At 54.0% G+C, this 23402-nt stretch carries 25 protein-coding genes; 2 read left to right on the top strand and 23 right to left on the bottom strand.

The annotated features are described in order from the left end of the window. Window positions 1-161: 161 nt before the first annotated feature. Together OH144_RS04485 and OH144_RS04480 are read right to left on the bottom strand one after the other, a co-directional pair. On the bottom strand, window positions 162-434 hold the full coding sequence (locus tag OH144_RS04485) for a hypothetical protein (RefSeq protein ID WP_266205100.1): 273 nt from the start codon (window positions 432-434) through the stop codon (window positions 162-164). A 478-nt stretch (window positions 435-912) separates the two neighbouring features. Beyond that, the gene (locus OH144_RS04480) at window positions 913-1581 is read right to left on the bottom strand and encodes a response regulator transcription factor (RefSeq protein ID WP_266205099.1); all 669 of its coding nucleotides are present in this window, start codon (window positions 1579-1581) and stop codon (window positions 913-915) included. A 283-nt stretch (window positions 1582-1864) separates the two neighbouring features. Here OH144_RS04480 and OH144_RS04475 point away from each other — a divergent pair, with 283 nt between their 5' ends. Continuing rightward, complete coding sequence (locus OH144_RS04475; protein WP_266205098.1) at window positions 1865-2236, top strand: STAS domain-containing protein; 372 nt, start codon at window positions 1865-1867, stop codon at window positions 2234-2236. A gap of 81 nt (window positions 2237-2317) precedes the next feature. On the opposite strand, the gene OH144_RS04470 is transcribed toward OH144_RS04475, so the two are convergent. Both OH144_RS04470 and OH144_RS04465 read right to left on the bottom strand, forming a co-directional pair. Next, window positions 2318-4912: a phosphoenolpyruvate carboxylase gene (locus tag OH144_RS04470; protein ID WP_266205097.1), complete on the bottom strand. Its 2595-nt coding sequence runs from the start codon at window positions 4910-4912 to the stop codon at window positions 2318-2320. A 370-nt stretch (window positions 4913-5282) separates the two neighbouring features. Continuing rightward, window positions 5283-5849 (bottom strand): HdeD family acid-resistance protein, encoded by a 567-nt coding sequence (locus OH144_RS04465; protein ID WP_266205096.1) that lies wholly within the window; start codon window positions 5847-5849, stop codon window positions 5283-5285. Window positions 5850-6265: 416 nt separating this feature from the next. Between OH144_RS04465 and OH144_RS04460 the strand changes: the two genes are divergently transcribed. Then, window positions 6266-6853, top strand: coding sequence for an NADPH-dependent FMN reductase (locus OH144_RS04460; protein WP_266205095.1), 588 nt, complete (start codon window positions 6266-6268; stop codon window positions 6851-6853). Window position 6854: 1 nt separating this feature from the next. Here the strand turns inward: OH144_RS04460 and OH144_RS04455 are convergent, their stop codons facing one another. From OH144_RS04455 to ureC, 19 genes are all read right to left on the bottom strand, one after another. After that, window positions 6855-7811, bottom strand: coding sequence for an adenylate/guanylate cyclase domain-containing protein (locus tag OH144_RS04455; RefSeq protein WP_266205094.1), 957 nt, complete (start codon window positions 7809-7811; stop codon window positions 6855-6857). A gap of 45 nt (window positions 7812-7856) precedes the next feature. After that, on the bottom strand, window positions 7857-8153 hold the full coding sequence (locus tag OH144_RS04450) for a GNAT family N-acetyltransferase (RefSeq protein ID WP_266205093.1): 297 nt from the start codon (window positions 8151-8153) through the stop codon (window positions 7857-7859). 4 nt (window positions 8154-8157) lie between these two features. Further along, window positions 8158-8793: an alpha/beta hydrolase gene (locus OH144_RS04445; protein WP_266205092.1), complete on the bottom strand. Its 636-nt coding sequence runs from the start codon at window positions 8791-8793 to the stop codon at window positions 8158-8160. Window positions 8794-8831: 38 nt separating this feature from the next. Beyond that, window positions 8832-9200, bottom strand: a complete 369-nt coding sequence (locus OH144_RS04440) for a cupin domain-containing protein (protein WP_266205091.1) — start codon at window positions 9198-9200, stop codon at window positions 8832-8834. Window positions 9201-9253: 53 nt separating this feature from the next. Continuing rightward, entirely contained in the window at window positions 9254-10189 is a 936-nt protein-coding gene (locus tag OH144_RS04435) for a ring-cleaving dioxygenase (RefSeq protein ID WP_266205090.1), read from the bottom strand. Window positions 10190-10254: 65 nt separating this feature from the next. Then, a complete protein-coding gene (locus OH144_RS04430) occupies window positions 10255-10809 on the bottom strand; it encodes a YceI family protein (RefSeq protein WP_266205089.1) in 555 nt (184 codons plus the stop codon). A 386-nt stretch (window positions 10810-11195) separates the two neighbouring features. Continuing rightward, window positions 11196-13640, bottom strand: coding sequence for a TonB-dependent receptor (locus tag OH144_RS04425; protein WP_266205088.1), 2445 nt, complete (start codon window positions 13638-13640; stop codon window positions 11196-11198). Window positions 13641-13655: 15 nt separating this feature from the next. Next, window positions 13656-14156 carry a GNAT family N-acetyltransferase gene (locus OH144_RS04420; protein ID WP_266205087.1) on the bottom strand — a complete coding sequence of 167 codons (501 nt, stop codon included), beginning with the start codon at window positions 14154-14156 and terminating at the stop codon, window positions 13656-13658. Between the two features lie 54 nt (window positions 14157-14210). Continuing rightward, window positions 14211-14972 carry an ABC transporter ATP-binding protein gene (locus OH144_RS04415; protein ID WP_266205086.1) on the bottom strand — a complete coding sequence of 254 codons (762 nt, stop codon included), beginning with the start codon at window positions 14970-14972 and terminating at the stop codon, window positions 14211-14213. Further along, window positions 14969-15976, bottom strand: a complete 1008-nt coding sequence (locus OH144_RS04410) for a FecCD family ABC transporter permease (protein ID WP_266205085.1) — start codon at window positions 15974-15976, stop codon at window positions 14969-14971. Before OH144_RS04410 ends, OH144_RS04415 begins: the two co-directional genes overlap by 4 nt. Beyond that, window positions 15973-16986 (bottom strand): ABC transporter substrate-binding protein, encoded by a 1014-nt coding sequence (locus OH144_RS04405; protein ID WP_266205084.1) that lies wholly within the window; start codon window positions 16984-16986, stop codon window positions 15973-15975. Before OH144_RS04405 ends, OH144_RS04410 begins: the two co-directional genes overlap by 4 nt. Window positions 16987-17155: 169 nt before the next feature. Next, window positions 17156-17617, bottom strand: coding sequence for an urease accessory protein UreE (locus OH144_RS04400; RefSeq protein WP_266205083.1), 462 nt, complete (start codon window positions 17615-17617; stop codon window positions 17156-17158). A gap of 25 nt (window positions 17618-17642) precedes the next feature. Further along, the gene (hypB, locus tag OH144_RS04395) at window positions 17643-18359 is read right to left on the bottom strand and encodes a hydrogenase nickel incorporation protein HypB (RefSeq protein ID WP_266205082.1); all 717 of its coding nucleotides are present in this window, start codon (window positions 18357-18359) and stop codon (window positions 17643-17645) included. A 19-nt stretch (window positions 18360-18378) separates the two neighbouring features. Further along, window positions 18379-18723 (bottom strand): hydrogenase maturation nickel metallochaperone HypA/HybF, encoded by a 345-nt coding sequence (locus OH144_RS04390; protein ID WP_266205081.1) that lies wholly within the window; start codon window positions 18721-18723, stop codon window positions 18379-18381. 56 nt (window positions 18724-18779) lie between these two features. Continuing rightward, on the bottom strand, window positions 18780-19679 hold the full coding sequence (locus tag OH144_RS04385; protein ID WP_266205080.1) for an urease accessory protein UreD: 900 nt from the start codon (window positions 19677-19679) through the stop codon (window positions 18780-18782). Continuing rightward, the gene (gene ureG, locus OH144_RS04380) at window positions 19672-20298 is read right to left on the bottom strand and encodes an urease accessory protein UreG (RefSeq protein WP_266205079.1); all 627 of its coding nucleotides are present in this window, start codon (window positions 20296-20298) and stop codon (window positions 19672-19674) included. Before ureG ends, OH144_RS04385 begins: the two co-directional genes overlap by 8 nt. 24 nt (window positions 20299-20322) lie before the next feature. Further along, window positions 20323-21009 (bottom strand): urease accessory protein UreF, encoded by a 687-nt coding sequence (locus OH144_RS04375; RefSeq protein ID WP_266205078.1) that lies wholly within the window; start codon window positions 21007-21009, stop codon window positions 20323-20325. A gap of 9 nt (window positions 21010-21018) precedes the next feature. After that, the gene (locus OH144_RS04370; protein WP_266205077.1) at window positions 21019-21498 is read right to left on the bottom strand and encodes an urease accessory protein UreE; all 480 of its coding nucleotides are present in this window, start codon (window positions 21496-21498) and stop codon (window positions 21019-21021) included. Between the two features lie 61 nt (window positions 21499-21559). Further along, window positions 21560-23395, bottom strand: a complete 1836-nt coding sequence (gene ureC, locus OH144_RS04365; RefSeq protein WP_266205076.1) for an urease subunit alpha — start codon at window positions 23393-23395, stop codon at window positions 21560-21562. Between the last annotated feature and the right edge of the window lie 7 nt (window positions 23396-23402).

Raw genomic sequence — 23402 nt, 5'->3', positions numbered from 1 at the left:
AGAAAGTACAGGCCTTTAAAGCATACAGCGCCAGTAAATGTTACTGGCGCTGTACAAGTGTCAATTTTATACAGAAGTCTATGAGAGCTACTCAGAGCCCTTAGTAAGTCAGGCCTGCAAGTATGAAAAGCCTTGAGGTAGGTAGCCTATTTGTGTAGGCATCAGCGCTCTGCTGGGTGGCCGCAGTGCCGCTGCGACTGTGCCCCGTAGTTAAAGTTCATGAAGTCGCTGTAAGACTGCTCCCTCACTGGCTTCTCTTCTGGCTCTGGGATGATGCCTACCGAGGCGCTTCCATTTTTGCCATAGCTGTCGTTGCCCCGCATGCAGCCGCTGTCTACGGCAGCCGCACCTGCCTTCCGGTGCAGGTAAATGCTGCTGCTGACCGCCCTAGCTTTTAGCACTGCCACTTTCCGTGGATATCTTTTTGCCGCCATAACATATCGAGTTTATACCTACCCTTAGGTTGAGCTACCGGAAAGGGAGGCATAAAAAAGGGAGGGCTACCCTCAGCACCCAAATAGGTATAGCCACTCCCTGTTTTCAATGCTTGGTTAGTACGCTAAAGATAGCGCCCTTTCACCGTTCCTAAGCAGGCATGTGCTCCGCTATACGCACCTAACATACCCATGTCTGAACTTGATTCGCTATTTAAGTCTTTATCGCTGGCATTTACCGCCTTGCCGCAAATACTACGTATTTAACGCAGCAACAGGATTGGCTTCATGCAGACCAGGAGTTAAATACTGTATACCAGTCTTCTCCTCAATCGTAGTATAGCTGCTGACGCCATGTGTTATGCTGCTCCTACAGTGCGCGCAGGCCAAGGTCTTACTATTATTTGCCGGGTACAAGGAAAATATAAAGAACCCGTAAGAAGGCTCCTTTATACTTTCAGAACCTGTGCCCAGGCCATTAAGAGTCCAGGTCGATAAGGTTATGCTGGATGGCGTACTTGATCAGGTTAGGCGTGTTCTTGGCCTGCGTCTTCTCCAGGATGTTCTGGCGGTGTGTTTCGATGGTGCGCTTGCTGGTGAAGAGCTTCTCTGCGATCTCAACGTTGGTGTACCCCTCAGCGATTAGCGCCAGCACTTCCCGCTCCCGCTTCGACAGCATCCTGCTATCCGCCGGTGTGCCGCCCGCCTCTGCAGGCTGCATCGCTTTCTGAACGATTTTCATAGACATACCCGAGCTGATGAAGGGGGTGCCTTTGGATGCCAATTTTATAGCCGTGCAAAGCTCGTCGGCGCCTGTGTCTTTTAGGAGGTAACCGATGGCGCCGCTTTCCATCAGCCGGTGCAGGGTGGCGGGGCTGTCCAGCATGGTCAGCACGATCACCCCTAGGTCAGGGTATAGCTTCTTTAGGTGCTGCAATGCCTCAAAGCCGTCCATTACAGGCATGCACACATCCATCAGCACCACATCTGCTGCTGTGTGCTTCAGTAACTGCAGGAGTTCCTGGCCATTGCCAGCCTCCCCTACCACTTCTATCTCACCGTCGCGCTCCAATAAAGAGCGCAGCCCTTCTCTTATTATCCTATGGTCGTCGGTGATGATTGTTCTGATGGTGCTGTTTTCAGTCATTATTAAGTGTGGAGAATTAATTTGAGAGGAGTCGGGTTCTAAGCGCTGGCTATGTTTAGTTCTGAGTGCACAATATACCTATATTTTTACGCAGGAAGGTATAGTTCAAACTATATTCTCACTAAGATTAAAGCCGTATTTGCCATACTTTCTCTTCTCATACACAGAAAGTTACACCTGCTTTTTAAGTAATTAGCGCAGTGCAAAATCAGTGTTAGCCACATAGCCGGACATATCGGAATTTGTACATTTGGCCTATGTTACAGCAAAGAGAGAACGTTTGATGAGAGAGGAGCTGGTGGTACGGCGAATGGGAGACCTGGTGGTAATGAGTCTTCATGGCGCGTGTGGCAGCAGTGTGCTAGGGCAGTTGGAAGTAAAATGTCGCGAGGAGATCCTCCGCCGTACAAAGCATATCCTCCTGGATTGCCAGTATGTCACCTCCCTTCACCCGACCGCACTGAAGACTTTACTCAGCAAAACGTCCGAGGCCGAAAAGGCAGGCATCAACCTGGTGCTCTACCAGGTACACCCGGACCAGGCCAGAGAAATACAGGACTCTGGCCTGGACGCCGTACTGCACATCAAGAAGGATTTTCAGGACGCCTACCTACACTGTAAGGCCAAAGAGGCCGCCGGCAGGGCTGTCCTTTAGCTCATTTATGAGCGCTTCTTTGTGCAGACGGTGAGACAGGATGAGAACTTCAGCTTATTTTACACGAAGGGGTAAGCCACCTCAGGCTGAGTTCCGCTCCGCATTAATGATCCCAAAAGAGCAGCGTACCACCAGCTTCTCGTATACCTTTTTTCCCTGGTGCTGCGGGTCCTGCTCTTCCAGACTCCGTATCCTGGCCAAGCCATACTGCTGAATCGTGATCAGGGGCAACTCTATGCGCTGCCGCAAGTGGATGGAAAGCTCATCCAGTGGCTTGTCTGCCATCAATGTCTCGGCGCCGGCCAGCAGGAGCACATACTTTTTGGTGCGCTCAAACTCCTCATAGATCTGCCTCCACAGCGGGCCATACTTCGTATGGTCGGCCAGGTATGCCGTCACCGGGAAAAAGCACTTCTTCATCGCCATCTCGCAGTTATCCAACAGGGTCTTGAAGTATAGCGAGCTCTTGTAGAGGCGCTGCAACCGTTCCCAGTCCCCTTTCCGGTGGAGCGCCTCCAGGGCCTTCCCCACGCCATAGTACCCCGGCAGGTTCTGTTTCAGCTGACTCCAGGCACCTACATAGGGCACGGCACGCAGGTCGTCCAGGTTCAGCTTTCCGGCCTTGCGCTTGGAGGGACGGCTGCCGATGTTGGCCTCTCCGTAATAGCGTAACGGGCTCACGAAGTTCAGGTACTCCAGGAATTCTGGGTGGTTCTTGAGCTCGGAATAGGCCCCGTAACTCACCTCGGCGAGCTCCTGCAGCAACTGATCATCTTCCTGGGTTAAGTCAGACCCGCTGCGGCTGAACAGTGTGTTGCTGATGCCGGCGTACAGAAGCTGCTCCAGGTTGAACTGGGCGGCATCTACGGAGCCGAAGTTAGAGCTTACCGTTTGCCCCTGAATGGTGAGTTGGATTTCCTTGTTGGCAATGTTGTTGCCCATGGAAGCGTAAAACTGCTGCGTTTTGCCTCCCCCGCGCGCTGGCGGTCCTCCCCTGCCATCGAAGAAGATCACCTCCACGCCATACTGCCGGCTCACCTGTGTGAGGGCCTCCTTCGCTTTATAGATGCTCCAGTTGGCCATAAGGTAGCCGCCGTCTTTCGTGCCATCGGAAAAGCCGAGCATAATGGTCTGGGTATCGCCTCGCCGGGCCAGGTGGCTTCTGTATACTTCATCTTCGTAGAGCTGCCGCATCACACCGGCTGCTTGGCGCAGGTCCGTTATTGTCTCGAAAAGAGGCACGATGTCGACGCTGATCTCCTCCGGCTGGCAGCCTCCCAGCCCGAACAACGTATAGACCTCCACCACATTCAGAGCGCTGGTGCAGTGGCTGATAATGTAGCGGTGGCATCCCTCCTCGCCGTTGCGCTCCTGAATTGTCTGTATGGCTGAAACCGTACGCAGCGTATCCTGCAGCAGTTCATCATCTTCCAGCAGATCAGGGGAAATCATACTTCCGCCTATACCTTGCAACGCGGCCAGCTTCTCCTCCTCCGGCAGTTGCGCATAGTCCTTCGGCAGGAGAGTAGTACGCACCGACAACTCCTCGTAAAGGGCGGCGTGCACGGAGGAGTCCTGGCGGATGTCCAGGGAGGCGAAAAACAGGCCGAAGAGCTCCACCTTGGTGATCAACTCCTCCACCAGACTCAGAAATAAACTGTTGTGCTCCTCCAGCAGCAGCCTCCTGATTTCCTGCAACGAGCTTAGAATGTCCTCCTGTTTGATGTCCAGCTTGTAATCGGGAACAAACAGGTTATTGTACAGCCTGGCCTCCAGGTCTTTTACCAAATCCTCCACTCCCCGGAACGTTAAACGCCGCCGGAGCTGGCGCACATCTGCGTAATATGCCCTGATGATGGCACCCCGCAGGGCATCGGCTACCTGCAGCGTCGTATCGGCCTTCACAAAGGGGTTTCCGTCCCGGTCTCCACCCGGCCAGAAACCCATCCGCAGCATTTTAGAGCCTGCGCGGACCGCATCCGGAAACTGGGAGCTTAGGTAGGAGATGATGTTACCGGCAGCACGGTAAAAGACGTTTTCCAGAAACCAGATCAGGCTAATGGCCTCCTCGTAGGGAGTGGGCTTCTCTTTTTTGAAGAAGGGTGTTTTGCCCAGTTGCCGCAGGTAAGAGTGCGCCAGGGAAGTATTGTCTGTTGCCAGCGCCTGCGAGAGGTCGTTGATGATACCCAGCACATTGCTCGGGTAGAACTGCGTGGGGTGCGCGGTCAGCACCGTCCGCACGGCAAAGTCCTGCAGTTTTTGGGTAAGCTGCTCCTGCGCCTTCTGGTGCAGCACCGCTGCACTGAGCTGCTTTAGGGTGCCCATGCCGTGCATGTCGTGGGTATCGCGGAAAGCGGCTTCCTCCAGGGCATCAAACAACACTACCTGGCGCTCCGCGTACTGCACAAAGCGGAACAAGAGGTCGTTCTGCTCCTGCTCGGTGCGGTAATGGGTATACTGCTCAAAGAAGCTGTGGATGATCTGCTGCGGGCTGAGCTGGCGCTGGTAGCCTTCTTCGCAATGCAGCACCAGCAACGAGAGCAGCACGCCTGTTTTCTCGACCCGGTGGAAAGGCAGGGACGAGAACAGGCTGTTATACATTTCATAGCGTGTGCCAACCAGGTTGCTAAAAACCTCGGAGGCAGTATTTATTCGCTTGGTTTCAGAGGGTGTCATAGGCGCAAATTTTACTTAAGATAGCGATAAATATAGAAGTTTACCAATCTGATTCCGCTCCTGGCTCTCCCAGCGCCCTCAAAAATATACTTCTTACAGCGGTGCGGCCACTACCGCTGTCACCTAAAATTTATACTTCAGCAGGCCCCTGGATGGTCATGCTGGCTGCGCGAGAGGAGGGTATCTCAGGCAATGGGATACGCGGGAAAATCAGCAGAAAGTTGGGTGAGAGAGGCTTGTTCATACTTTCAGCGCGCTTGGCGGAACCTCAACATAGAACCTCCGAACGCATCAGAAGTACCAGGAGGGGTGCCTGCGAAAAGTATAAGCCCGCAGGTGCCGGTAACATTTGCGGGCTTCCACCCTTCCCTTACCACATATCTTTATACTTTTTTAGCCTGAGCGACAGGAAAACCTGAAAAACACCAATGGAAATCAAGGCCACGCCGGTGTAGATGACGATGGTAAGACCGCCAAACAATGGGTTCCACAGCATGACAAGGGCAAACAGCACCCCGAGTAAACCCACAGCCAAAAACCACCCCCAGTTGGGTACCTCCCTCCGTTTCAGTTCAAAGGCCCACCCAATTGCCAGGGTGGCACGGAACAGGACGCCAAAGCCAACATAAAGCGGCAGGACTACCATGGATATGGCAGGCGTAGAAACCAGAATGATACCGATGATCAGATCCACTATACCGACCGCCAGGGACCATCCCCATTTGTTGAGACTACGCCGGTTCGAGATGGCGTATACGATCTCCAGTATTCCTGAGATAAGAAAGGTAACGGCAAAAAATATAGCCAAAGCCAGGAACGACTCCAGGGGAGTGAAAAGAACCCAGATCCCTAAGGCAATAAACAGGATCCCCAGCAGCAGCGGGAGGTACCAGTAACTGCCAATTCTTGCACCGGAGGGATTCATACTTTCAGACATAGCACTTGGTTTAAAAAATTTTCGATCGTTCCAAACACGAGTTTCGCCGCACCCTGCTTCGGGAGCCTCTTGTGCCGGCTAGCTATACTTCTGTAGCTCATACCTGGCATTTTAGATTAGCACTTTTAGTATACGGCTTATTTTTAGTATGGAATACAACAACTCCTGATAGCAAGTGAGTTAAGCACGTAATACACGGCCAGGAAATTTAATACCTGTAAATGAGTGGGTATGAGAAACAGGCAGGAGCACCTCTTCAGGTATAAACCAGTTTCTCTTTTGTCTCAGCCAGGACCAGTTGAGTACCTGCGGCAACAATGCCATCCTTAATCAAGTACTACAGTTAACCGAAAGCTATACTTTGTTTCTTTGCTTAACAGAAACCATAGCAGGTTCTTATATAAACCATATCAGAGATGAGCACCACAGACAGGTTAAAAATAGCTGTAATTATTGGAAGTACGCGTCCCGGCCGGAACGGTGAGGCGGTAGGAAAATGGGTATACGAGATCGCCTCGAAGCGCTCCGACGCTACCTTCGAATTGATAGATCTGCTGGAGGTAAACCTGCCATTCCTGGATGAGCCCAACTCGCCCGCTATGCAAAAATACACCAAGCAGCACACCAAAGACTGGTCTGCCCGGATTGACCCATTCGATGCCTTTGTGCTTGTTACGCCGGAGTATAACCATGGTGTGCCGGCATCGCTCAAAAACGCCCTGGACTTTCTCTACAAGGAGTGGAACAACAAAGCAGTTGGCTTTGTGGCCTACGGCAACGCCGGCGGTGCCCGGTCCGTGGAGCACCTGCGCAACATTGTGGCAGAGCTGCAGATGGCCGACGTGCGGGAACAGGTGGCGCTCTCGCTTTTCACCGATTTCGAGAACTACACTGACTTTAAGCCTGCTTCCTTCCAGGAGAAGAAGCTCAACACCTTGTTGGACCAGCTAATTAGCTGGGGAACGGCCTTAAAACAGGTACGCACGCAGAAAAAAGAGGCTTAAGTCAGGTGACACTGGGCGGAGACGCTGCCTGGCTGAAGGCATACGGCTTGCCAATCAGCTTTACCTCGTAGGGATTGCTCACGCCCTTCAGGGTCAGGTAGGCGCAGCCGGCGGAGTAGGGCGGGTTCTTCAGCAACCGGTAGGCACGCTCCGAAATCACGAAGCTGTTGTTGAGTTCTTTCGTGGCTGCCTGGAGTCGGGCGGCCACATTCACGGGATAGCCCATCACGGTCAGATTATCGCTCAGCCCAATCCCCACGTTACCCACGATCACCTTCCCTACATGCACCCCGATGCCCACCTCGAAAGAGTGGTTGAAGTATGGGCGCAGGTACGTGTTGTTGAATATCTTGATGTCTTCCAGGATCTTCAGCCCGGCCAGTACAGCCGACTCTGCCGCCTTCTTGATCCCGTCGTTCAAACCGAAGACCGCATAGAGGCCATCCCCGGCTGTGTCTATGATTTTGCCTTCGTACTGGCTGATGGCATTACGCATGAGCGCAAATACCCGGCGCATAATGTGGATGACATCGAAGGGCAGGTGTGCCTCAATAAAAGGAGTAAAGTTTCGGATATCGATGAAGAAAAGCGCCAGCTTGCGTCGCTCCCCCATCACCCGGGTCATATTGTCCTCCTTGCCGTTTATGAAGATATAGCGGTCGGTCTCATCCCGGATCAGGCGCTGTACTTCTACGCCTTCCCCCCTTACGTAAGACTGGCAAGCCAGCCGCACGTTGTCCGGAAACTTCTTTACGTTTTTAATGGCCCGTTCAGAGGTGGTGGGCGGGGTTAGCAGCTCCTGCCCCTCCAGCACCAGGATGCGGCAGGTCGTGCACTGCCCCTTTCCGCCGCAGGCATGGTAATGGGGTATACCGGCAGCCAGCGATGCCTGCAGCACCGTCTGTCCCTCTTCTACAGGAACCACTTTCTCGCCTTTAAATTTTACAGGGAAGGGCATGTTGCTTGACGTATACCTTAAACACGGTCAGCTTTAGACTTTTATCTATACGCTTTCATTGGCCTTATCTTTCACCAGGTACGCGTACTCCGGGTGCTTTTTTAGATATGCCTGCATGTAAGGGCACAGCGGAACCAGCTGCAGGTTATTGGCCGCCATGTGCTCCAGCGCAAACTTCGTCATGGCGCCGGCTATTCCACGACCCTCCAGTTCTTTTGGCACTTCGGTGTGTAGCACCGTCATTACGCCAGGCCGCAGCTTATAGTCTATAAAGGCGGTGCGCCCTTCTGTTGTTGCCTCGAACCGGTGCCTGGCCGGGTTGTCCTTCACTTCGATCTCCATAGCCTTAGTCTGTTTTAGGTGATTTGAGTATGCGGTTAGCAAGATCCAGTTCTTGCTGCCCAATGGTGTGCGGGCGCCCCGGGTATACCTTTTTGGTAACGGCAGCCCCAAGCTTCTCCATTACTTCCACCGTCTCCTCCACCCGGCTAACGGGCACGTGCGGGTCCGGGTCGCCGGTGGTGATGAGTACGGGGGTGCCGGCAAAATCGCCCTTATACTTGCTGCTATCCAGTTGCTGCCCGATAAGCCCGCCGGTGAAGAGGAGCACCCCGCCATACTTCCGGGCGTTTCGGGAAGTATATTCGGACGCAAGACAGGCCCCTTGCGAGAAGCCTGCAAAGTATAAACCCTCGCTCTTTACGCCCTGGTCCAGGATACTTTCCACCAGCTCGTCCAGCCGCTCCAGGGCAGAGTCCAGGGCCGGCTGGTTTTGCGCTTGCGGGGCCATAAAACTGTACGGGTACCAGCTGTGTTGGGTAGCCTGTGGGGCGAACAGCGTATAATCCTGCACCGGCAATTGCTGGGCCAGCCCAAGTATACTTTCGGCGGTGGCCCCCCGGCCATGCACCATGATCAGCGCTTTACCGGTTTCAGACAGGGGCTTGCCCTTTGTAATCACTTCTGTACTATGGGTATACATAATAGCTTTTCAGTTTTATAAAGTATAGCGCATCGCCTTCAGCTCTTTTCCTTCAGCGTCACGAAAACGGAACTGCGGACTTCAGGCTGCAGGTTGCGCGTCTTATGCCCCTTGCCGGTAGTGTCCTCCAGGAGCAGGACCTGCCCCGTCTCGAAGCGCCGCTTCTCGCCCAGCGAAGTCTCTATCTCTATCCCGCCATCCAACAGAAAAAGGTACTGCCGGTCTGGCGCCGTGTGGAAATCATAGTCATAGGTAGACACCACCTTCCGGAAAATGATGCTTTCCACAGCCTCGGGCTCCGACAAAAACCCGATCTCCCCTTCCGGGTCCAATGGCCTTTCGATATCCTCAAAGCGGCTGTCGCCATTCTCATCGGCGTACAAGCGGGTAACGGCAAATGCTTTCATACTTTGTTTTTGATGCTTTACTTAAGTTTACGGATCCAATCTCCTTCCGGTGCTTAATCAAGCTTAGGCAACACGGCCTCCAACTCGGCTCTGCGGGGCTCGTATTGCGGCGGCAACAGCAGGCTTTCCCCCAGCTTATCCCAGGGCTCGTCGATGCCGAAACCCGGGTTATCGGTGGCAATCTCGAACAGCACGCCACCCGGCTCCCGAAAGTATAGCGAGTAGAAATAGTTGCGGTCTATTTTGTTCGTGATGCTATAACCCAGGCCCGCAATTTTGTCGTGGAAGTGCATCAATACCTCCTCGTCCTTCACCCGGAAGGCGATGTGGTGGTTTGTACCCGCGCCCCCAATGCCGCGGGCCTCGTTCGGCAGCTCTACCAGGTCAATGATGTTGGCCGTCTCCACCGCATCGGTGGCAAAGCGGAAACGGTTACCGCTCTGCTCCTGAAACGTATACCCGAGAATATCAGTCAGTACCTCAGCTGTTTTCCCCTTGTTCTGCAGCGTCAGCGTTACCCCATGAAAGCCTTTGGTCGCCACATCGGCCTTTACTTCGTCTGTTTCCCAGGCTATGCGGTTATCGCCGTTTTTGGGGATAACCAGTTCCAGCTTCAGCCCGTCCGGATCCAGGAAGGTCAGGTACTGCTCCCCAAACTTTTCAGAGGGTTTGTTGTAGATGACGTTGTGCTTCTCAAAGCGGTCTATCCAGTAATTGAAGCTGCCCTCCGGTACGGCATAGGCAATATTGGTGGCCATACCCGTTCCGACACTCCCCCTCCGGGCCCCTTCGTAGGGGAAGAAGGTGAGGATGTTACCTGCGCTTCCTTTCTCGTCTCCATAGTAGAAGTGGTAAGTGCCCGGGTCGTCGAAGTTCACTGTCTTCTTGAGCAGGCGCAGGCCCAGTACTTTCGTGTAAAAATCAAGGTTCCGTTTGGCCATACCGGCAATCGCCGTAATGTGATGCAGGCCTAATATTCTGTTTTCCATGATGTTCAATTATTTGTGGCAGTATATCCCTGGTTATAAAGTATACGGCCCTGTTGCATATTTAATTAATTCCAAGCAGGATAGGGTACCTGCTTCACCAGCTGAACCTCAGCGTGCAGCTTTATCTCATTGCTCACTACCACGCTGCCCGCCTCGGTCACGGCATTCCAGGTTAGTCCGAACTCTTTGCGGCTTAGCTTGCCGTGCACCGAAAAGCCAGCTTTTGTCTGCCCGTAAGGGTCTACGACAGTGCCGCCATAGGCCACATCCAGCGCCACAGGCCTGGTTATTCCCCGGATGGATAGCTCGCCTAGCAGTTTATACTTCTCACCAGATACCTGCTCATACTCGGTGGCCACAAAGCGAACCTGGCTATGCTGCGCGGCATCGAAAAAGTCCGCTGACTTTAGGTGGGTGTCGCGCTGCGCGTTGTTGGTGCTGATGGAGTCTACTTCGGCAGTGAACACCAGGCTCTCCACACCAGTAAACGCAGCATCAGGCGTAAGCGCCTCTACATCAAAACTCCTAAAATAGCCGCTTACAGTGGTGAGCATCAGGTGCTTTACCTTAAACTTTACTTCGCTATGCGTCAGGTCTGCTACCCATTTGATACTTGCCATGCCTTTAAGTTCTTGTGTGGGTTTCTGCTCTTTATCATTCTAACAATGTATACACATTTAATGTATATACATGTGTTTAGTCAAAATGTTTCCTTTGCCTGCTTTTTTTAGTAAAGCCAGCTCAAACAACCGTAAGAAAAGGATTTACGCCCCAAGGCAAGCACAAAAGGTAGCGGCTAGCCTTCGTCTCGGGGCAAATTTTGCTGGCCCGCACCTTCAGCCACAGGGCCTGCTGCTAGAAGCAGGGGCTGGGCCTTGCCGTTCCAAATAGGTAGTGGGCCGGACTCCAGGGGCTGCCAGGGCTGCGTGAACCGTTGTGACAAGGCAGCTTCGGAATGACCGCAGCTACTCGGAGCAGGACAGTCTCGACGGGAAAAACGGGGCTGCTAAAAAGTGTAGCCCATGGAAAGTATAAAGTTGCGGGGAGCCCCCGGGAAGGCCCTTTGGTAATCGTAGCCCCCTACGAAGTAGTACTCATCAAAAACGTTGTTGACGTTTAGGCTCAGTTTGAACTTGTTCACCCTATAGAAAGCCGCGGCATTCACCACGGTATATGAGGGCCAGTATTCCCAAACCCAATCCCCCGTTCGGACGTCCTGCACCTGCAGCTCCATCCGCCGGTCTCCCACGTAATTGCCGCCTATGGCCAGCCCAAAGCCCTCCAGACCGGCTTCGGAGAAAGTATACTTGGCCCACAGGCCGGCCGAATGCCGGGGGGCGTTGGGCGTCTGCAGCCCCTCCTCCCCCTCCAGGTCCGAAGCCAGTACCTCCGTGTGGTTGAAAGCGTAGTTCACGCTCAGGTTCAGGCCGGGCGTTATACTTCCGGTGGCTTCCACCTCCACCCCCTGCGATTTGACGCGCCCGTTCTGCCGGTAGATGGGGTTGCCCGCTTCCGTGAGCTGGCCGGTGTTCACCAGCATGTTGCGCTTCTCGATGTGGAAGAACGACAGCGTGGAGAACAGACGCTTACCGAGAAACTCCCCTTTCAGCCCCGACTCTACCTGGTAGCTGCTCTCGCTATCGAAAGGCTCGGTGCCGCCATAGTTTTCCGGGTTGCGGACAAAAGCTGGGTCAATGGGCTTGAAGCCCTGGCTGTAGCTGGCAAAGTAATTCAGGTTATCCCGCACCTGGTAGTTCAGCCCCAGCCGGGGGAGCCACACGTTCTGGTGTACCTTTTCTTCCCCGCTGCCATACTCGCGCTGGTCCCGGAACATCTCATAGCGCAGGCCCATGAGTAGCTTTAGCCTGTCCGATATGCCAACCTGGTCCTGCACATACAGGCCGGTGGTGCTATAGCTGGCGTTGAGGTAATCCAGAAAGAAGGAAGCCAGGGGCCGGCGGATGTACTTGCTCGGGTCCCGCAGCTCGTAGGTGGGGTTGTTGAGGTCGAAGGTCAGGGGTACCCGCTGCCCGTCCACCTCCATCTCACGGGCCTCCCACTGGTGCCCGCGCTTGTCGGTCTGGAAGCTGATGTAGTCGAGCCCTAGTATGAGGTTGTGCTGCAGGCTGCCGGTATGGCCACTGGCCGAAAAGTAGGTGGAGAGGTTATCGGTATACTCGTTCACCTTCTTTTCCAGGTAGCGCAGGTTCATGATAGTGTTGGCCGGGGCATCGGCAAAGGTATTGAGCGTGCGGTGCTCGCTCAGCTCCTCGTGGTAGACAAACTTCATGTAGGCCGCGTTGAAGGAGAGCCGGTCGGTGAGCCGGTGGTTGAGGGAGGCGTTGAGCGACACATCGTTAACGCGGTAGTAATCGCTGGGCTGGCTCAGGGTGAAGGACCTCGGCAGCGCGTATAAGTCACCGCCCCGGATGCCCATGCCGCGGTCCAGGTAACCGTCGAATTTGCTGTAGATCAGCTCGGCGTTGACGGTGGTCTTGTCGGTGGGGCGGAAGGTGACGGTGGGCGCTATCATCAGGGAGCTGCGGTCGTTCACCTCCCGGAAGGTTTTGGTGTCTTCAAAGCCGATGTTGAGCCGGTATAGCAGGGATTTGTCTTTGTTGAGCGGGCCTGTCATGTCCAGCGTGCTGCGCATGGCCTGGAAGCTGCCCACCGAGAAGCTCACCGCTTTCCGGTCTTCCTCCAGCGGCTTTTTGGTCACCAGGTTCACCGTCCCGCCCGGGTTGATGTCGCCGAAGAGGGCAGCTCCCGGCCCCTTAAGCACCTCCACGCTCTCCAGGTTTACCGTAAGCGGCACCCGGAAAAAGCTCGTGCCATACCCGTAGCCGGAGCGAAGCCCGTTCACCAGCCTGTACCCTGTTTCATAGCCGTTGCGGAAGCCCCGGATGGTCAGGTCATCATAAGCGGAGTACTGGTTCACACCGGCCAGATTCTGCACCACGTCTGTCACCAGAAAGGCCTGCTGGTCCTCTATCAGCTCCTTCGTGACCGAGGTGATGGTCTGCGGCACATCCATCACGCGGCTTTGGAGCTTGGTGCCGACAAAGCTGTATTCATTCACATAGTCAGTTTCCTTGCGGCCCGTCACCAGCACTTCCTGCATGGCGTGAGCCACGCGATTGAGCCGTACCTCCAACTGCACGTGCTCGGCGTGTTCGCTCAGAGTCAGAGAAACTCTCTTTTCCTCTAGCCCCAGCCCCTTCACGAGCAGCACATAGTTACCATAGGGTATCTGCGAAATGCGAAAGTGGCCATCCAGGTTCGTGACATCCCCTTTTCCTATACTTTCAATGCTTGCCGAAACGCCCACCAGGGCATTGCCTTCCCTATCCAACACCTTGCCGCTAACACTTCCCAAACCGTTTCCTAACACGGAAAACCGGACTAGGAACAGTGCCATCAGCACACCGATCCACTTCAACGTTACGTACATGTCGCTCAATACTTCTTATAGTCCTATTGTGACTTCCTTTTCAATTTCAGCCGCGTCTGCAGCGCCCAACATGGCGAGGTCCATGTGTATCGTGCGGAAAACCTCAGTATCGTCCTGACATACCACCCGGAAGCCTTGCTTTGTCCAGAATTCCAGTGCGCCCGACAAGAAAGGGTGGGTGTGCAGGTAGAGCGTTTCAATGCCCCGCTGCCAGGCCTCCGACTTCAGGGCGTTGACCAGGGCCTTGCCAAGTCCTTTTTTCCTGTAAGCCGGCTCAACGTATAGCTTGAGCACCTCGTTTACAACCTGGCCGGTATAGTTTAAGTGAGCGAAACGGTGGTCATACCTCCTCATGCCGATGGTTCCGATGATGGTATCTGACGCGTCTGTGGCGACCAGGAACACCGCATTATCATCGGCCACATAGCAGGACTCAAAATTAGCCAGGTCCTCGGGTATCGCGCGGTGGTCAACCATGGGGAAGAGCTCCTTCCGGAAGTCCACCACGTAGGCCACGAGTTCTGCAATTCTCTTCTTCTCTATCTCTCTGATTTGAATGTCCATAGGTGCTTACATAGTGGGTACCACGATCGTTTTTTCTTTCACCTGCACGGCTGTGAAGTTCACGTTATATACGTATTGCAACAGCTGGCTGTCATGGTTGGCCAGGTCTGTTTTCACGACCGTTTTGTTCTTCATGAAGAAGCAGTGGTCGGCATAAAGGAAGGCCAGGTTCGGGTCGTGCATGATGGCGATGACCGTGAAGTTATTCTGGGACAGCTTTCGAAGTTTTTCCAGCACAAAGGTTTGGTAGTACACATCCAAGTGGTTGGTGGGCTCATCCAGAAGTATGATACCAGGGTTCTGCACTAGCACCCGCGCAATCATCACCAACTGCTGCTCTCCGCCCGACAGCTCCGTATAGGGTCTATCAATCAGGTGGGAAATCTCCAGCTCGGCGATAGCCTGCTCTACTTTCTCCAGGTCTGCTTTCTTGGGGCTGAAGGAAGAGAAGGCGGCACGCCCCGTCAGCACCACATCGCGCACCTTGAAGGGGAAAATGGATTTGTGAAACTGCGGCAGAAAGCCCAGGATAGTAGCACAGTCGGCAAAGGACATTTCTTTTCGTTCACGGCCCATCAGCTTGACCGAGCCCTGGCGGTAGTCGGCCATGCCGGACAAGATGTTGAAGAGCGTGGATTTTCCGCTGCCATTCCGCCCCAACACCACCGAGAACTTCCCCTCCGGAAAAGCAACGTTCACATCCTCCAGGATGGGTGTGCTGCCGTAACTGAAACTCAGGTTGCTTACCTCAATTGCCTGCTTCGTCATACCCAGTTTATTTTGTTCTTCTTCATTAAAAAGATAAAGAAAGGCGCCCCCAGCAGCATGGTGAAAATGCCAATCGGAATCTCGAACTCCATCAGCGAGCGGGAGAAGTTATCGATGATTAACAGAAAGGAACCGCCAAAAAGAATGTTGGCCGGCATGGACTTCCGGTTATCCGGCCCGACCATCATGCGTGTCAGGTGCGGTACAAACAAGCCATACAGGCTGATGATACCCGCTGCCGCTACTGAAGACGAAGTCGTTAACGTAGCCAGCACGACGAGGATGATCTTATCCCGGTTTGGGTTTACCCCGACGGCCTTGGCCTCCTGATCGCCGAGGGCCAACAGGTTCAGCCTCCAGCGCAGCAGGTACATGCCCCCCACACCCACCGCTATGGGTAGAGCGGCGCTGTTGATCTTGTCCCAGGAAGCATGGTGCAGGTTGCCCATGGTCCACTGAATAATGGCCTGCAACTTGTAAGGGTCGCTGATGTACTGCACAATGGTCAGCATGGCTGTGAAGATGCCCGACACGATCATGCCCGAAAGTATGACCGCTACAATGGAGGCGCTTTTATTGGAGAAAGCAAAAGAGTACGTCAGAATCACGGAAACCACTCCCAACGCAAAAGCCGACAGGTTGATATTGATAAGCGGGAACGCGATGGCCAGCGCCGCCCCGAAGGCCGAGCCCGAGGAAATGCCCAGCACATAGGGGTCTACCAGCGGGTTCCGGAAAATGCCCTGCAGCGTGCCCCCCGAGGCGGCAAGCCCGGCCCCGATGATAAAGGTGAGTATTACCCGGGGGAGCCGCACATTCTCAATGATGTTGTTGATCATGTAAAGGTCACCGGCACTGTCAGTTATACCTCCGGAAAGCACTGTCTTGGCCCACTCCCAGTAATCCGATAGGTGCAGGCCCTGCGATGGGCCTACTGTAAGCGAATACAACAGCAGTGGCAAGGGCAAGCCATAGATCAGGAACCCGATAAGGTACTTTCTCATTCGAACAACGCGCTTGCTTTCGCCTCTCCATACAGGCTGGCCATGATCTCCCTCCGGTTCTCTTCCAGGTCGAAACTGCCGCTCTCCCCGTAACTCAAGTTATGCAACTCCAGAGCGGCAACCATGATTTTGAGGGTATGCGGGTCGTAAAAGAAAGGCGGGTCGAGGACATATACTTCTTTGTTTTTAACGGCTTTCAGCACTGATAATTCTTTCTTGTTATAGACATCCTGCGGGTCTGTGCTCCACAGCAGAATCAGGTCCGGGTCCCAGGAGATAAGAGTCTCTGGATTGATGTTGGGTTGGTCTAACTCAAAGGTGCAGGCATTTCTTACCCCTGCCAGCTCAAAGCACTCGTTCATGCGGCTGTTCTGGCCCGAAGTAGAATAGATACGGCCCCCTGACCAGGCGTAGTAAACGGACTTCTTTGGCATGATATCTTCTGTCTTCTGCTGGATCTCCTCCAACTTCCGGCGGGTATAGGCTAGCAACTCTAATGCCCTTTCGTGTGTCCCTGTCAGCTTACCGATGGCCTCCAACTCGTCGTACAGCTGCTGATTGGTTTGGGCTTCCACCGCGAACACCTTGATGCCCAGGTTTTCGAGTAAGCCTATCGCGTCGGTTTGATTCGAGGCCATGATCACCAGATCCGGCTTGAGCGCCACCACACTCTCGATGTTGGTAGAAGTCTCCCAGTTGCCCGGGGCAGGAAGCTCTTTTCTGGCAATACGTGGATCGAGCTTGCTGAAGTATTTTAACGTGCTGGGATTCGTGTAAATGTTGTTCTGTATGCCTACCAACGTATGCTCGGCGTGCAGCATGTACATGCCGTCCAGCGCACCCTGGTAGAGCACCACGACTCGCTGGGCAGGCTCCTTCAGCCGCACTTCCTTTCCCCGGATGTCTGTCACGACGATGCCATTTTCCGTAGCCTCGTGCTCCGGCTCATAGCCTGTGCACGAACTGAGAAAAGCAAGACAAAGGCTCACTAAAAACAATATTCTGGTCATAGCTCTTTCACTCAATTATACTACTCTTTCCCTCCACGCTATACCTGCGCGGGCTTTCCGCAACTGCAGGTATAATTGAAAGAACAGCCATGTCCGTAGTACCGGCTCAGGCTGCCTTCCAACCCTCTCACCTTGAATCCAACAAGCCATTAATTATATGGGGTATGACTCAGACCACATTTCCATAAGCCTTTACCATTTGGTAAGGGCATAGCACTCTTTCCTCTATGGCGGGCGCAAAACCATTGCTTAGCAACATCTGGTACAAATACCCGTCGTATGCCACGCAAACCTCTTCCTGTTCGGTCATAAAAATGGGCACATGCTTGTTGCCGATCTCAAAGCAGACGGTGCCCACCTCCTGCAAGGTGGTTGGGCGAAGCACAATGCAGTCGCAAGGCCTGATGCGAAGTATAACTACCAGTTCGTCTGACAAGTATAGCGTATCGCCGTCCTGAAAGGTGCCTCTGTCCCTTCTGTTGATGAGCACCTCCCGCCCCGCTTTGGTCTTGCGCCGCATGCGCGACTTAGGGGTTTCATGCCACTCCACTTCCAGCACATCCACCGTCCGCTGGCCTACATCGAGGCCATTACCCAGCGCATGTGTCACTTCTATCTGTTTATTCAGCATGATCAGGAAGGTATGCGCCTATACCTTAGGCTGTCTCCAAACTGGCTTTCTTTTCCTGCACCTTTGCCAATAGCCAGTTGCACCACTCGTCCATGCCGTCGCCTTTCAGGCTGCTGATGGCCATCACGTCTATTGCCGGATTTACTTCTCTGGCATCCTGCGCAGCGGCCTCTACCGAGAATGGCACGTAGGGCAGCAGGTCAGCTTTTGAAACGACGAGCAACTCACTGGTCAGGAACATGCGCGGGTACTTTTTGGGCTTGTCATCGCCTTCCGTAGCCGCCAGCACCGTTACGCGGATGTCCTCGCCTAAATCAAAGGCAGCGGGACACACCAGGTTACCCACGTTTTCGATGAAGAGCAGGTCCACGCCGGTCAAATCGATGTGGTCGAGCGCCTGCAGGATCATCTGCGCCTCGATATGGCACATGCCGCCGGTCACGATCTGCAGGGCATTGATGCCCACCTCTTTCATGCGGATGGCGTCGCGGTCTGTTTCCGGGTCTCCTACCAGCACGGCCAGGTTGAGCTTTTCGCTCAGGCGCTTGCCCGTCTCCTGCATCAGGGTGGTCTTGCCGCTTCCCGGCGAGGAGCACACGTTGATCACCAGCACGTCCGACAGCTTCTCACGGATGGCCTTGGCTACGAAATCGTTTGCCTTCAGCAGGTTCAGGGTTGTGTTGTCGCACTGCACGGAACCTACCGGCATTTGGTTACTTTTTGGATATTTTGGCGTACTCATATCTTTCTGTTTTATCTGTTTAATTCCCGAAGAATTCTACTTTACTTATCTGTAATTCCTCTCCCTGCACAATCTTTCTGGAGGGAGTGCCACAGGCGCACACGAACTTGTGGCGCACCACCTCAAAGCCTTTCTCACAAGTCTCGCAGTGGGCGATGATCGGAAGCTGCACCACTTCCAGCTCAATATCTGCCAAGCCTGGCTCTTCCATGATCAGGGCCTCAAAGGCGTTCTGTATCAGGATCGGCTGTATGTTGCTCAGCAAACCGGCCTCCATTTGCACCTTGCTGATTCTCCCGAACTTTTCCGGGTAGGTTTCCTGCAAGGTGTCAAACACATTCCTCACAATGGATATCTCGTGCATATGCCCTCCTTCTTTGCTGGTGAATCTGTTTTAACTTTTGTTAGCTACCGTCGCCGCTACTGCACCTCAGATGCCGGTGCTGGCTCAGTGATTGCTTCGCCGCCAGTAGCCGCCAGCTGTACCTGATTTGATTGCGTGTCAAGCAGTTGCTGCTCTTCTGATTCCGGTTGGCTTTTGTGCATGGTAAACTCCCAGCACAGCTGCCCCATGGTACTTAGCCAGTCATGCAACACGCCACCGTCTTTCCCCATGCCGCGAAGCATCACGGCATTCGGCGCGCACTGCGTGAAGCCAAAGTCGATCTCTTCGAACTTCTCTACCAGGATCTCGTCCAGCTCGGCTTTCAGTTCTTCGGCAAAGGGAGACACATAGAGCAGCGTGGCCTGGTGGGTATAGCCCTCATAAAAAAGGATAGAATCCATCGGCTGCCTGGCCGGCTCCAGTAGCTGATTGTCCAGCAAGACAAGCTTTTTGTCGCAGGTCACCTTTGTGATGCTGTGAAATCTTTTAAACGCAAACGACTCCCCTGAATACACACGGCCGGAGGCAATGATGTCGCCCCAGATCAGCGTGGAACTTCCCGTCATCTGAATCTCGTTGAGGGTTTTAAAGATGGACCCTGCAAACGGGGTGACCGGATGCGGAATGTACTTGAAGACCCCTCCCTTCTTGATGGTCACGTTCGTTTGCTGCACCGCTCCCTTTTTCATGGGATGCAACTTGCTGAAAGATTGTGTGGACAGCTTCAGGTGCGCCTCTTCGTGCACATCCACCTTTATCGTAACCTCATCCTCATCCATGATACCCGGCGAGGAGCTCATCAGGATAAGCTCCAGGTGCTTTTGCAAATGGCGGGAGCCATAATGCACCACCTTATAGGGTGCATTATGGTAGCTGTCTTTTAACAAGGTTCGCTCTCCCTCCCTCTCCGCATTTATGCCGATTCTACTAAGCATGTTCCTCCTCTTTTTCTAGCAAAGCATAGGTCTTGATCCACTGGATCACCTCATCAAGGCCCTCCAGCTTCATCAGGTTGGTGAAGATGAACGGGCGCTCGCCCCGCATCTTCTTCGAATCCCGCTCCATCATGGCCAGGTCTGCGTTCACGTAAGGAGCCAGGTCTGTCTTGTTGATGATCAGCAGATCGGAGCGCGTGATGCCCGGGCCGCCCTTGCGGGGCATCTTGTCGCCCTCGGCCACATCGATCACGAAGATGGTTACGTCAGCCAAATCCGGGCTGAAAGTAGCTGATATATTGTCGCCGCCGCTCTCCACAAATACGATCTCGGTGTCCGGGTGGCGCTCCACCAACTCCTCCACCGCCTCTATGTTCATCGAAGCATCTTCCCGGATCGCGGTGTGCGGGCAGCCGCCCGTCTCCACCCCAATGATGCGGTCGGCTGGCAGGCTGGAGTTCTTGATCAGGAAATCAGCATCCTCCCGGGTATAAATGTCGTTGGTCACCACGCAGATGCTGTACTCCTCTCCCATCTTTCGGGTCAGCCTTTCTATCAAAGCCGTCTTACCAGAGCCTACCGGCCCTGCCACCCCTATTCTCACGTGTGTTCTTGGCATAAAGTGTCTGTTTAAATTATGTCTTTAGGAAATGTACAGTCTTGAGTATTGCTTCTCGTGCTGCATGCAGCGGATCTCCTGCCCGATACAACACAGCCCCACCAGCGACTCGTCCAGATCCTCCTGCTGCTCGACCAGCTGGCTGATGGTGGCCTGCAGATTGAAGAGTATCTTCTGCGCGTCGTTCTGGCTAATGGGTACCAGCTTGGCGCAGTTGGTCACGATGCCATTCAGCGTGTTGTAGTAAAAAGCCATCAGCGCCTCCTTGAGCGTAATACCATGAGCATGTGCATACATGGCAAAGGCCACGGCGTAATGCCCGTGCAGCTTGCCCTCCTGAACTTTGACCAAGTAGTTACTGCAGCGCTTGACCGGGTGCAGCGTCTGAGTCAGCTTCAGGAAGCGGATCGCCAGTTTCTTGCTGGCCATCCGGATCTCAGACGGAGCCTTGAGCGCGGTGATCAACTCATCCAGCTTCTGGAACTCCCGCGCCGGCTTTTTAGCTTCCAGCAGCCTCCAGGCCATCTGCAAAAAGGCGGCGTCGTTGTAGTAGATGCTATGCGCCAGCATGTCTCGGGCATAGACTGTCGCAGAGGGTGTGTCTTTTACAATTCCCTGGCTCACATAAGATTCCAGACCGTAAGACTGGGTAAAGCCCCCAATCGGGAACATGGAATCGTTGATTTGGAGCAGGGTTAACAATGGCTGCATAAGCGTACCTTATTTGATGGTGATTTTTCTGTTGTAGCTGCTTTCATGCTTGCGCACGCGCAGCGCATGTGTTTTTAACAGCTTTCTTACCTCCCGCCGCGGCTCATACCCGGAGCGCTCCAGCAACCGGTACAGCGGCTGCTCAAACTCCACCAGCACCTCTGCCTCCTCATTGATAAAGATGGGGATGTGCTTGTTTCCGATCTCAAAGCAGATGGTGCCCATCTCCCGAAAATTCCGGGGCTTGAACACAATGCACTCGCAAGGCAGGATATGGACCACAATGGCGCGCTCCTCGTCCAGGTACAGAATATCGCCGTCTTCCAACGGAGTAGTGTCCTTACGGATGCCTACTTCCTGACCGGCACGCGTTCGCTTCCTGAGCGTGGTCTTGCCCGTGTCGAACCAATCAAGATCCAGCAAATCCACTTTTCTGCCATTCATCGCAGTGCCTGCCAGGCTACCTATTACCTTTTCTACCAGAATCATACTTAGGTAAATGTGTTGCCAGCTTAAGCCGGTTTGGGCTAGGCTGGCAACACGTTAAAAACTAGAACAGGAAGTAGCGCTGCGCCATGGGCACCACACTCAGCGGCTCGCAGGTCAACACTTCGCCATCCGCTGTTACGGTGTAGGTTTCCGGATCCACCTCAATCTTCGGCATGGCGTTGTTGTGCACCATGTCCCTCTTCGATACTTTCCGGCAGCCCTTTACCGCCAGTGAGTTTTTGGACAGGCCCAGGCGATTGATGTTCCCGTTCTCAAGGGAGACACCTGACACGAAATTGAAGCCGGCACGCCCTATGGATTTGCCTAGTGTACCGAACATCGGACGGTAGATTACTGGCTGTGGCAACGAGATGGAGCCGTTTGGATCACCCATCTTAGCACCTACAATGAATCCGTTCTTCAGGATCATGTCCGGTTTTACACCAAACAGGCTCGTTTCCCACAGCACCAGGTCGGCATACTTACCTACCTCTACTGAACCTATGCAGTAATCGATTCCCTGCGCCTTAGCTGCATTGATGGTATACTTGGACACATAGCGCTTCACGCGGTAGTTATCGTTGTCTTTGCCTTTATCCTGCGCCAAAGGACCTCTCTGGATTTTCATCTTGTGGGCCGTCTGCCAGGTACGGGAGATTACCTCGCCCACGCGGCCCATGGCCTGGCTGTCGGACGACATGATGCTGAACACGCCCATGTCCTGCAGGATATCCTCGGCCGCGATGGTTGCCGGGCGGATGCGGGAGTCGGCAAAGGCCACGTCCTCGGGGATGCTCTTGTCGAGGTGGTGCACCGACATGAGCATGTCCAGGTGCTCATCCACGGTGTTGATCGTATAAGGCTTGGTCGGGTTGGTGGAGGCTGGCAGCACGTTCGGGTACATGGCGATCTTGATGATGTCCGGCGCGTGGCCGCCACCGGCACCCTCCGTGTGGAACGTGTGGATTGTCCGGCCATTGATAGCCCTCACCGTATCTTCCAGGAAACCCGCCTCGTTCAGTGTATCGGTGTGGATAGCTATCTGCACGTCATACTTGTCTGCTACTGTCAGGGCATTGTCGATGGTGGAAGGAGTAGCCCCCCAGTCCTCGTGAATTTTAAGGCCCAATGCACCCGCTTCAATCTGCTCGGCCGCCGTCTTGAAGGAAGAGGTGTTGCCTTTACCAAAGAAGCCCAGGTTCAATGGGGTGCTTTCCGAAGCCTCCAGCATACTTTCCAGCCACCATTTTCCTGGGGTTACGGTAGTAGCCAACGTTCCGTCCGCCGGGCCAGTGCCGCCGCCCACCAGGGTTGTTGTACCACTATAGAGCGCTACATCAAACTGCTGTGGGGCAATAAAGTGGATGTGGGTGTCGATGGCGCCTGCCGTCACAATCTTACCGGCGCAACTATGTACTTCCGTGGCGGCACCTATGATCATGCCTTTGGTGACCCCCTCCTGGGTATCCGGGTTACCGGCCTTGCCGATGCCGACGATCTTGCCGTTCTTGATGCCGATATCTGCCTTCACGATGCCCCAGTGATCGATGATGATAGCGTTGGTCAGCACCAAATCCAGCACTTCGTCTTGTGTGGCCGAGGTGGACTGGCCCATGCCGTCGCGGATGGTTTTACCGCCCCCGAACTTGTTTTCCTCCCCGTAAACGTTGAAATCCTTCTCAATTTCGATGAAGAGCTCTGTATCTGCCAGACGCACCTTATCCCCCGTGGTAGGCCCGAAGAGAGCAGCATAGCGATCTCTAGGAATGTAGAGTTCACCGTCTATATATTTCACGGAAGACTTGTCACTTCCCAGTGCATCAAGCCCTAGAAGCGAAAGCCCGGCAGTAGAAAGCCCTACTACTTTAATCCATTCGCGTCTGTTCCAATTTCCCATGGTTCCT

Origin of the sequence: Pontibacter kalidii, assembly GCF_026278245.1 — a bacterium.
GTDB classification, from domain to species: Bacteria; Bacteroidota; Bacteroidia; order Cytophagales; family Hymenobacteraceae; genus Pontibacter; species Pontibacter kalidii.
Note: the sequence above shows the minus strand (reverse complement) of the source record. Positions and strands in the feature narration are given on the sequence as shown.